General features: G+C 71.3%; 8 protein-coding genes. 3 read left to right on the forward strand and 5 right to left on the reverse strand.

What is annotated here, in order from left to right:
* Positions 1–57: 57 nt before the first annotated feature.
* The 3 genes from pyk to pta all read right to left on the reverse strand — a co-directional run bounded on the left by pyk (position 58) and on the right by pta (position 4,900).
* Positions 58–1,488: a pyruvate kinase gene (gene pyk / locus ACFV0Q_RS31430; RefSeq protein ID WP_385009895.1), complete on the reverse strand. Its 1,431-nt coding sequence runs from the start codon at positions 1,486–1,488 to the stop codon at positions 58–60.
* 62 nt (positions 1,489–1,550) lie between these two features.
* Complete coding sequence (locus tag ACFV0Q_RS31435) at positions 1,551–2,765, reverse strand: acetate kinase (RefSeq protein ID WP_385009896.1); 1,215 nt, start codon at positions 2,763–2,765, stop codon at positions 1,551–1,553.
* A 38-nt stretch (positions 2,766–2,803) separates the two neighbouring features.
* A complete protein-coding gene (gene pta / locus ACFV0Q_RS31440) occupies positions 2,804–4,900 on the reverse strand; it encodes a phosphate acetyltransferase (protein WP_385009898.1) in 2,097 nt (698 codons plus the stop codon).
* Positions 4,901–5,136: 236 nt separating this feature from the next.
* On the opposite strand from pta, the gene ACFV0Q_RS31445 reads away from it, so the two are divergent.
* Positions 5,137–6,162, forward strand: coding sequence for an ATP-dependent 6-phosphofructokinase (locus tag ACFV0Q_RS31445; protein WP_385009899.1), 1,026 nt, complete (start codon positions 5,137–5,139; stop codon positions 6,160–6,162).
* Positions 6,163–6,268: 106 nt separating this feature from the next.
* On the opposite strand, the gene ACFV0Q_RS31450 is transcribed toward ACFV0Q_RS31445, so the two are convergent.
* Positions 6,269–6,952, reverse strand: coding sequence for a helix-turn-helix domain-containing protein (locus tag ACFV0Q_RS31450; RefSeq protein ID WP_385009900.1), 684 nt, complete (start codon positions 6,950–6,952; stop codon positions 6,269–6,271).
* Between the two features lie 353 nt (positions 6,953–7,305).
* Between ACFV0Q_RS31450 and ACFV0Q_RS31455 the strand changes: the two genes are divergently transcribed.
* Together ACFV0Q_RS31455 and ACFV0Q_RS31460 are read left to right on the forward strand one after the other, a co-directional pair.
* Entirely contained in the window at positions 7,306–7,710 is a 405-nt protein-coding gene (locus ACFV0Q_RS31455; protein ID WP_385009902.1) for a MerR family transcriptional regulator, read from the forward strand.
* A gap of 29 nt (positions 7,711–7,739) precedes the next feature.
* Positions 7,740–8,108 carry a thioredoxin family protein gene (locus tag ACFV0Q_RS31460; protein ID WP_385009903.1) on the forward strand — a complete coding sequence of 123 codons (369 nt, stop codon included), beginning with the start codon at positions 7,740–7,742 and terminating at the stop codon, positions 8,106–8,108.
* Here ACFV0Q_RS31460 and glgB read toward each other — a convergent pair.
* Positions 8,098–10,374 carry a 1,4-alpha-glucan branching enzyme gene (glgB, locus tag ACFV0Q_RS31465; RefSeq protein ID WP_385009905.1) on the reverse strand — a complete coding sequence of 759 codons (2,277 nt, stop codon included), beginning with the start codon at positions 10,372–10,374 and terminating at the stop codon, positions 8,098–8,100. The genes ACFV0Q_RS31460 and glgB overlap by 11 nt on opposite strands.
* Between the last annotated feature and the right edge of the window lie 77 nt (positions 10,375–10,451).

The following is a 10,451-nucleotide window of genomic DNA, read 5'->3' on the forward strand; positions in this document are numbered from 1 at the left end:
GTCCGGGGTGCCGCCCTCGGTCTCTGTGCGGCAGAGTCGGGCGGTGGTGCGGGGGCGTCAGTCGCGGGCGCCACTGCCGACGTGGTGGACGCGGACCATGTTGGTCGTGCCCGGGACGCCGGGGGGCGAGCCGGCCGTGATGATCATGGTGTCGCCCTCGTTGTAGCGGCCCAGCTTGAGCAGCTCGGCGTCGACCAGGTCGACCATGGCGTCGGTGTTGTCCACGTGCGGGACGATGGCCGACTCGACGCCCCAGCTCAGGGTGAGCTGGTTACGGGTGTTGACGTCGGTGGTGAAGGCCAGGATCGGCTGCGTGGCGCGGTAGCGCGACAGGCGGCGGGCCGTGTCCCCGGACTGGGTGAAGGCGACCAGGGCCTTGCCGTCGAGGAAGTCCGCGATCTCGCAGGCCGCGCGGGCGACGGAGCCGCCCTGGGTACGGGGCTTCTTGCCCGGGACCAGCGGCTGGAGGCCCTTGGACAGGAGCTCCTCCTCGGCCGCCGCGACGATCTTCGACATCGTCTTGACGGTCTCGATCGGGTAGGCGCCCACCGAGGACTCGGCCGACAGCATGACCGCGTCCGCCCCGTCCAGGATCGCGTTGGCCACGTCGGAGGCCTCGGCGCGGGTCGGGCGGGAGTTGGTGATCATCGACTCCATCATCTGGGTCGCGACGATCACCGGCTTGGCGTTGCGGCGGCACATCTCGATGAGCCGCTTCTGGACCATCGGGACCTTTTCGAGCGGGTACTCGACGGCGAGGTCACCGCGGGCGACCATGACCGCGTCGAACGCGTCGACCACGGCCGCCATGTTCTCGACGGCCTGCGGCTTCTCCACCTTGGCGATGACGGGGACCCGGCGGCCCTCCTCGTCCATCACCTTGTGGACGTCCTTGACGTCGTTGGCGTCGCGGACGAAGGACAGGGCGACCATGTCGCAGCCCATCCGCAGGGCGAAGCGCAGGTCGTCGACGTCCTTCTCCGACAGGGCGGGGACGTTCACGGCGGCACCCGGCAGGTTGATGCCCTTGTGGTCCGAGATGACACCGCCCTCGATGACGATGGTCTTGACCCGCGGGCCCTCGACCTCGGTCACCCGGAGCTCGACGTTGCCGTCGTTGATCAGGATCTGGTCACCCATGGCGACGTCGCCCGGGAGACCCTTGTAGGTGGTGCCGCAGATGGACTTGTCGCCGGGGACGTCCTCGGTGGTGATGGTGAACTCGTCACCGCGCACCAGCTCGACGGGACCCTCGGCGAAGGTCTCCAGGCGGATCTTGGGGCCCTGGAGGTCGGCGAGGACGCCGACCGCGCGCCCGGTGTCCTCGGAGACCTTCCGGACGCGGTCGTACCGCTCCTGGTGTTCTGCCTGGGATCCGTGGCTGAAGTTGAATCGGGCCACGTTCATACCTGCCTCGATGAGCGCTTTCAGCTGCTCATACGAGTCGACGGCGGGGCCCAGCGTGCAGACGATTTTGGAACGGCGCATGGAGCGGATCCTATCCGTTTGTTTCGTAGCGGAATATTCCGTCTGGTGGAAAGTCCAAGTGACTACTGGGTAACCAGCGCGTACGCCTGGGTGGCGATCTCCAGTTCCTCATCGGTCGGGACCACGGCCACGGCCACCCGCGCGTACTCCGCCGACACCAGCCGGGGCTCGGCGGACCGCACCGCGTTGGCCTGGAGGTCCAGCGCCAGACCCAGCTCCTCCAGTCCGGCCACCGCAGCTTCCCGGACGGCGGCCGCGTTCTCGCCGACGCCCGCCGTGAACACCACCGCGTCCACCCGCCCGAGTACCGCCGTATAGGCGCCGATGTACTTCTTCAGACGGTGGACGTACGCCGCCAGCGCGAGGCGCGCCGCCGGGTCGCCCTCGTCCGCGCGCCGCTGCACCTCGCGCATGTCGTTGTCGCCGCACAGACCCAGCAGACCGCTCTTCTTGTTCAGCAGCGAGTCGATCTCGTCGACGGACAGGCCGCCGACCCGGGCCAGGTGGAAGACGACCGCCGGGTCCAGGTCGCCCGAACGGGTGCCCATGACCAGGCCCTCCAGCGGGGTCAGACCCATCGAGGTCTCCACGCAGACCCCGCCCCGGACGGCCGAGGCGGAGGCCCCGTTGCCCAGGTGGAGCACGATCACGTTGACGTCCTCGACCGGCTTGCCGAGCAGCGCCGCCGTCGCCCGGGAGACGTAGGCGTGCGAGGTGCCGTGGAAGCCGTAGCGCCGGATGGCGTACTTGTCCGCCGTCGCCGCGTCGATCGCGTACCGGGCCACGTGCTCCGGCATCGTCGAGTGGAAGGCCGTGTCGAAGACGGCGACCTGCGGGACGTCCGGGCGCAGCGAGCGCGCCACCTCGATGCCGGTCACGTTCGCCGGGTTGTGCAGCGGGGCCAGCGGGATCAGGCTGCGGATCTCCGCGAGCACCTCGTCGTCGATCACCGTCGGCCGGGTGAACTTCGTACCGCCGTGCACGACGCGGTGCCCGACGGCGGCCAGCTCGGGGGAGTCCAGGCCCGTGCCGTCGGCGGCCAGCTCCGCGGCGACCGCCCGCAGCGCGGCGCCGTGGTCCGCGATCGGGCCGAGCCGCTCGCGCCGGCCGCCCTCGGCGCCGGGTCCCGCGAGCGGCTCGTGCACGAGCCGGGAGGTCTCCTCGCCGATCCGTTCCACCAGGCCGGACGCGAGCCGGGACCGGTCCGCCATGTCGAGGAGCTGGTACTTGACCGACGAGGAGCCGGAGTTGAGGACGAGTACGCGCGTTGCGGTCACGGGTGCGGTGCCTTCTCGTGTGGTGGGGGGCTGAAGGGTCAGGCGGTGGGGGAGGGGTTCCCGGGGCGGGGGGTCTGCGACTGGATCGCGGTGATCGCCACGGTGGTGACGATGTCCTGGACCAGGGCGCCGCGCGAGAGGTCGTTGACCGGCTTGCGCAGACCCTGCAGCACCGGGCCGACCGCCACGGCGCCCGCCGAACGCTGCACGGCCTTGTACGTGTTGTTGCCCGTGTTGAGGTCGGGGAAGATCAGCACGCTCGCCCGGCCGGCCACGTCGGAGTCCGGCAGCTTGGTCGCCGCCACCGAGGGCTCCACGGCGGCGTCGTACTGGATCGGGCCCTCGATCAGCAGGTCGGGGCGCTGCTCGCGGACGATCTCGGTGGCCTTGCGGACCTTGTCCACGTCCGCGCCCGAGCCGGAGGTGCCGGTCGAGTACGAGAGCATCGCGATCCGCGGCTCCACGCCGAAGGCGGCGGCCGTGGCGGCGGACTGGACGGCGATGTCGGCGAGCTGCTCGGCGTTCGGGTCCGGGTTGACCGCGCAGTCGCCGTAGACGAGGACCTTGTCGGCCAGGCACATGAAGAAGACCGAGGAGACGATGGAGGCCTCGGGCTTGGTCTTGATGATCTCGAAGGCGGGTCGGATGGTGGCGGCGGTGGAGTGCACCGAGCCGGAGACCATGCCGTCGGCGAGGCCCTCCTGGACCATCAGGGTGCCGAAGTAGTTCACGTCCGTGACGACGTCGTTGGCCAGCTCGACGGTCATGCCCTTGTGGGCGCGGGCCTGGGCGTAGTACTCGGCGAAACGTTCCCGCAGGGGTGAGGTGGCCGGGTCGATCAGCTGCGCGCCCGAGATGTCGATGCCCAGGTCGGCGGCCTTCTTCAGGATCGCGGGCTCCTCGCCCAGCAGGGTCAGGTCGCAGACCCCGCGGCGCAGCACCACGTCGGCGGCGCGCAGCACCCGCTCCTCGGTGCCCTCGGGCAGCACGACGCGGCGCCGCTCGGAGCGGGCCCGCTCCAGCAGCTCGTGCTCGAACATCATCGGGGTGACCCGCTCGGAGCGGGCCACCGACAGCAGGCCGCGCAGCTCGGCGGTGTCCACGTGCCGCTCGAACAGGCCGAGCGCGGTCTCCAGCTTGCGCGGGGTCGCGGAGTTCAACCGGCTCTGCAGCGAGAAGAGTTCGGCGGCCGTCGGGAAGCTGTTGCCGGCCACCGACACCACCGGGGTGCCCGGGGCCAGCTTCGAGGCCAGCGTCAGGATGTCCTTGGTCGGGCGCTCGTTCAGGGTCAGCAGCACACCGGCGATCGGCGGCGTCCCCGAGGTGTGCGCGGCCAGCGCGCCGATGACCAGGTCGGAGCGGTCCCCGGGGGTCACGACCAGGCAGCCGGGGGTCAGGGCGTTGAGGAAGTTCGGCAGCATCGCGCCGCCGAAGACGAAGTCCAGGGCGTCGCGCGCCAGCCCGGCCTCGTCGCCGAGGAGCACCTCGGCGCCGAGCGCCCGGGTGATCTGGGCGACGGTGGGGGCGGACAGGGACTTGTCGTCCGGGAGTACGTAGCAGGGCACCGGGAGGCGGGCGGCCAGCCGCTCGGCTATGAGGTCGCGGTCCTCGGCGGCCACCCGGTTGACGACCATCGCGACCACGTGGCAGCCGAGGCTCTCGTAGGCGCGGTACGCGTTGCGGGTCTCGGCGCGCACGGCCTCGGCGGGGTGCTTGGTGCCGCCCACCACGGGCACGACCACGGCCCCCAGCTCGTTCGCGAGACGGGCGTTCAGCGCGAGCTCGTCCGGGAGGTTGGTGTCGGCGTAGTCGGTGCCGAGGACCAGCATGACCTCGTAGTCGCGGGCCACCCGGTGGTAGCGGTCGACCAGCTGGGACACCAGCTCGTCCGTGCCCTTCTCGGCCAGGATCGCGGAGGCCTCGTGGTACTCCATGCCGTAGGCCGTCGCGGCGTCCTGGTCGATGCGGTAGCGGGCCTTCAGGAGGTCGAAGAGCCGGTCCGGGGCGTCGTGCAGCAGCGGCCGGTACACGCCCACCCGGCCCGTCTGACGGGTCAGGAGCTCCATGATCCCCAGCTCGACGACCTGGCGGCCGTCCCCCCGCTCGATACCGGTCACGTACACGCTGCGCGTCACGCGTGCTCTCCGTCCATGTTGTGGATGCTGGGATTGTCCATTTAGTGTGGCTTGGCCTCTTGACAATACCTCTGCCGATGGATAGGACGCCCGCCGGGAAAAAGGCCTGGCCGGAGGGGTCGAAAGGCCCGGCGGGCGGAGCAGCAGAAGACGCGGGGCACCCCGGGCCCGTGGAACAATCGGACAGGCTTCCCCATGACGCCCTTCTTCACATGTACGGCAGGAGACACAGCACGATGCGTATCGGAGTTCTCACCGCAGGCGGCGACTGCCCGGGCCTGAACGCTGTCATCCGGTCGGTCGTACACCGCGCCGTGGTCGGTCACGGGGACGAGGTCATCGGATTCGAAGATGGTTTCAAGGGTCTCCTCGACGGTCACTACCGCCCCCTCGACATCAACGCCGTCAGCGGCATCCTCGCCCGCGGCGGCACGATCCTCGGCTCCGCGCGGATGGAGCGCGCCCGGCTCCACGAAGCGGCCGAGAACGCCGCCGAGTTGGCCCGCCGCTACGAGATCGACGCGCTCATCCCGATCGGCGGCGAGGGCACCCTGACGGCCGCCCGGATGCTGTCCGACGCCGGGATGCCGGTGGTCGGCGTACCGAAGACCATCGACAACGACATCTCCTCCACCGACCGCACCTTCGGCTTCGACACCGCCGTCATGGTCGCCACCGAGGCCATCGACCGCCTGAAGACCACCGCCGAATCGCACCAGCGCGTGATGGTCGTCGAGGTCATGGGCCGCCACGCGGGCTGGATCGCCCTGGAGTCGGGCATGGCCGGCGGCGCCCACGGCATCTGCCTGCCGGAGCGCCCCTTCGAGGTGGACGCCCTGGTGAAGATGGTGGAGGAACGATTCGCCCGCGGTAAGAAGTTCGCCGTCGTCTGCGTCGCCGAGGGCGCGCACCCGGCCGCCGGCTCCATGCCGTACGAGAAGGGCGAGATCGACCAGTACGGTCACGAGCGCTTCGCCGGCATCGGCAACCGCCTCGCCGTCGAACTGGAGCGGCGCCTGGGCAAGGAAGCCCGCCCGGTCATCCTCGGCCACGTCCAGCGCGGCGGCACCCCGACCGCCTACGACCGCGTCCTCGCGACCCGCTTCGGCTGGCACGCGGTGGAGGCCGTCCACCGCGGCGACTTCGGCAACATGACCGCCCTGCGCGGCACCGACATCGTGATGGCCCCCCTCGCGCACGCCGTCACCGAGCTGAAGACCGTCCCGGACGAGCGGATGTACGAGGCCGAGTCCGTCTTCTGACCGGCCCGCCCGGCCGGGACTTCCGGCCCCACTTCTCCGCCGAACGGCCCCGGTGCGTCTCCCTCGCGGAGCGCCCGGGGCCGTTTCGCCGTACCGGGTGTGTGGCCTACCCCGCACCGCCGGCCAGGGACCAGAAGCGCTCGACGATCTCCGCGAGGAACTCCCGGCCCGCGTCCCCGGCCCCGGCCGAGCCCTGGCCGCCACCCCAGCTGAGGGTGGCCACCATCCGCGACTGGTAGTCGTTGTAGAGCTGCTCCAGGACCCATTCCAGATGGCCCTTGGGCACCGGCAGCAGTTTGGCCAGCGGTTTGACGTACGCCTGCCAGCGCGTGGTGACCGCACTGCGCAGCAGACCGGCGAGCTCCTCCTCCTTGCCGGTCGCCGTCACGAACTGGGCCAGGGTCAGGCCGAGGACCGTGGCGAGGGCGGCGGACTGCCGCTCGTTGCCCTTCCAGCGGCCGGTGTCCTCCATCTTCTGGTAGGAACCCGCCTCCAGTCCGATGCGGCGGGCCAGATCCTCGGGATCCAGACCCCGGGCCAGGCGGTGTTCGCGCAGGGTGACGGGTTCGGCGAGGAGTTCGCCGGGGGAGCACCAGAGCACGCCCGCGAGCGCGGTGAGCTCTGTGGAGGTGGGGGACAGTTCGCCCCGTTCCCAGGCCATCACGGTTTCGGGCGCGACAAGCAGTCCGTACTGGGCCCGCAGGCCATAGGCGACATGACCGGGAGCCATGCCCAGGGCCGCGCGCAGACGACGCGCGGCGGGGGCATTGAATGGTGGGCTGGAGTGCACAGGGCACACCGTAGGAGTGGCTGAGCCGTGGCGACTACCAACCAATCAAACAAGCTCATAACTCGTAGGAAAGTCCTATCGAGATCGACGCTTTGACCGGGTTTCCCTGCGACTGTCCGGTAATCGGATGGACCGATGCCCCCAGCACAGCGTACGGATTCAGCCACCCCGATTCAGGTGTCTCCCGATACCCGTCGAGTGATCCCCGTCACAGGCCCCGAACCGGCCCCCGGCCCCGTCCGTGATCCATACCGGGGGCCCTCGCCCACGGGGGTGGCGAGGGCCCCGCCCCCCGAACCCCGCCCGCACCACGCCCTTGCCTTGACGTCGGCGTCAAGGATTACGGTCGCTCCATGCGCATCGGCGAACTGGCGAAGCGGGCCGGGACCAGCACACGGACCCTCAGGTACTACGAATCACGCGGGCTGCTGGCCGCCCGGCGGACCGGTAACGGCTACCGCGACTACGACGAGGACGACCTGCGCCTGCTGAAGCAGATCCGCACCCTCCAGGACTTCGGCTTCGAACTGGAGGAGACCCGCCCGTTCGTCGACTGCCTGCGCGCCGGCCACCCGGCCGGGGACTCCTGCCCGGCCTCGCTCGCCGTCTACCGCCGCAAGCTCGCCGAGCTCGACGGCCTCATCGGCCAGCTCACCGACGTGCGCGACCAGGTCGCCCGGCAGCTCACCGCCGCCGAGGAGGTCGCGGGGGCGGCCGCGGGGGAGCCGCCCGCGCCGCGCTGCGAGATGACGGGCTGACCGCACCACCCACACGAGAGGGGAACCACATGATCCACGCCCAGGGCGTGCCCGAAGTGACCGACGCCGACTTCGCCGCGGAGGTGCTGCGGGAGCGCGGGCGGCCCGTACTGGTGGAGTTCACCGCCGACTGGTGCGGACCCTGCCGCCAGCTCGCCCCCGTCCTGTCCGCCGTCGCCGCCGAGGAGGCCGCCCGGCTCAAGGTCGTCCAGATCGACGTCGACCACAACCCGGCGACCGCCGCCCGCTACGCGGTCCTGGCCGCCCCCACCCTGTTCCTCTTCCGCGACGGCGAACCCGTCCTCCAGCTGCTCGGCGCCCGCGCCAAGCGCAAGCTGCTCCAGGAACTCGAAGAGCACCTGGAGCAGCGCGCGGACCGGCAGCCCGCTACGGCCTGAGCCAGATCGTCGCCATCGGCGGGAGCGTCATCCGCAGGCTCGCCGCGCGCCCCTGGGCCGGTACCGGCTCGGGGCGCAGCGGCTTGGCGTGGTGGACGCCGCTGCCGCCGTACGGTTCGAGGTCCGTGTTGAGGACCTCCCGCCACTGCGCCACCTCCTCCGGCACCCCGACCCGGTAGCCGTGCCGCACCACCGGCGAGAAGTTCGACACGCACAGCAGCTGCGAACCGTCCTGCGCGTACCGCAGGAACGCGAACACGTTGTCCTCGGCGGCGTCCGCCTCCACCCACGCGAAGCCCTCCGGCACGGTGTCCCGCTCCCACAGCGCCGGCGAGGCCGTGTACGTACGGTTCAGGTCGCGCACGAGGTCCCGTACGCCCCGGTGGTCACCGGCCGCCGGGTACGAGGAGTCCAGCAGCCACCAGTCCGGCCCGTACGCCTCCGACCACTCCGAACCCTGCGCGAACTCCTGCCCCATGAACAGCAGCTGCTTGCCCGGGTGGGCCCACATGAAGCCCAGGTACGCGCGGTGCGTGGCCCGCTGCTGCCACCAGTCGCCCGGCATCTTCGACACCAGCGAGCGCTTGCCGTGCACCACCTCGTCGTGCGAGATCGGCAGCACGTAGTTCTCGCTGTACGCGTAGACCATCCCGAAGGTCATGTCGTGGTGGTGGTACTTGCGGTGCACCGGCTCCTTCGACACGTACCGCAGCGTGTCGTGCATCCAGCCCATGTTCCACTTCAGGCCGAAGCCCAGCCCGCCCGCGTCCGTCGGCCGGGTCACGCCCTCCCAGGCCGTGGACTCCTCGGCGATCGTCATCACGCCCGGGCAGCGCCGGTACACCGTCGCGTTCATCTCCTGGAGCAGCGCCACCGCGTCCAGGTCCTCCCGGCCGCCGTGCGCGTTCGGGGACCAGTCGCCCTCCTCGCGCGAGTAGTCCAGGTACAGCATCGAGGCCACCGCGTCCACGCGCAGCCCGTCCACGTGGAACTCCTGGCACCAGTACACGGCGTTGGCGACCAGGAAGTTGCGGACCTCCTTGCGCCCGTAGTCGAACTCCAGCGTCCCCCAGTCCGGGTGCGCGGCCCGGCGCGGGTCCTGGTGCTCGTACAGCGGCCGCCCGTCGAACTCGGCCAGCGCCCAGGCGTCGCGCGGGAAGTGCGCGGGCACCCAGTCGACGATCACGCCGATCCCCGCCCGGTGCAGCGCGTCGACGAGCAGACGGAAGTCGTCCGGGCCGCCCATCCGCGAGGTCGGCGCGTAGAAACCGGTGACCTGGTAGCCCCAGGACCCGCCGAAGGGATGCTCGGCGACCGGCATCAGCTCCACGTGCGTGAAGCCCAGCTCCTTCACGTACGCCGGCAGCTGCTCCGCCAGCTGCCGGTACGAGAGCCCGGGCCGCCACGACGCCAGGTGCAGCTCGTACACCGACAGCGGCGCCTGGTGCGGCGCCCGCTCCCCGCGCCGCGCCATCCACTCCGCGTCCTGCCACACGTACCGGGACGCCGTGACGATCGAGGCGTTCGCCGGCGGGACCTCCGCGTACCGCGCCATCGGGTCGGCGCGCAGGGTGTGGCTGCCGTCCGGGCGCGTCACGTCGTACTTGTACAGGGCGCCCTCGCCGACCCCCGGCAGGAACAGCTCCCACACCCCGGTCGAGCCCAGCGAGCGCATCGGGTACGCCACCGCGTCCCAGTACGAGAAGTCCCCGGTCACCCGCACGCCCTGGGCATTGGGCGCCCACACCGTGAACCGGGTGCCCTTCACCCCCTGGTGCTCCATCGGCTGCGAGCCGAGCGCCTTCCACAGCTCCTCGTGCCGGCCCTCGCCGATCAGGTGCAGGTCCAGCTCCCCGAGCGCGGGCAGGAACCGGTACGGGTCGTGGACTTCGATCTCGTCGCTGTCGTACGTCACGAGCAGCCGGTAGTCCGGTACCCCGGTCAGCGGCAGCAGCCCGGAGAACAGCCCGTCCCCGTCGTCGAAGAGCTCCGCCCGCAGCCCCTTCGCGACGATCGTGACGGCCTTCGCGTACGGGCGCAGCACCCGGAAGGCGACCCCGCCGCGCTGCGCACGGGCGCCGAGCACCCCGTGCGGATCGTGGTGGCGGCCCTCCAGCAGCCGGGCCCGTTCCTCCGCCCCGAGCGCGGGGGCCGGCCGGACCCCGTGGGGAGGGGCGGCGCGGCGGGCCCGGGGGGTACGGGGCTTCGCGGGCTCGGGTGCGGCCTTGTCGCGGACGGTCGGTGACGGCTGTCGTGCGGCGCTCACGCGAGCGGCCTCCTCGGGGGCTTCGGGTGGGGGGTGGTGCCGGGGGTGCCCGGCGGGGGCATGCGGTGGGCGGAGGG

Source organism: Streptomyces sp. NPDC059564 (assembly GCF_042735575.1).
GTDB lineage: Bacteria > Actinomycetota > Actinomycetes > Streptomycetales > Streptomycetaceae > Streptomyces.

Coding starts and splice junctions, on each gene's coding strand:
- ACFV0Q_RS31445 (WP_385009899.1), top strand. CDS start 5,137: ATGCGTATCGGAGTTCTCACCGCAGGCGGCGACTGCCCGGGCCTGAAC.
- ACFV0Q_RS31455 (WP_385009902.1), top strand. CDS start 7,306: ATGCGCATCGGCGAACTGGCGAAGCGGGCCGGGACCAGCACACGGACC.
- pyk (WP_385009895.1), bottom strand. CDS start 1,488: ATGCGCCGTTCCAAAATCGTCTGCACGCTGGGCCCCGCCGTCGACTCG.
- ACFV0Q_RS31460 (WP_385009903.1), top strand. CDS start 7,740: ATGATCCACGCCCAGGGCGTGCCCGAAGTGACCGACGCCGACTTCGCC.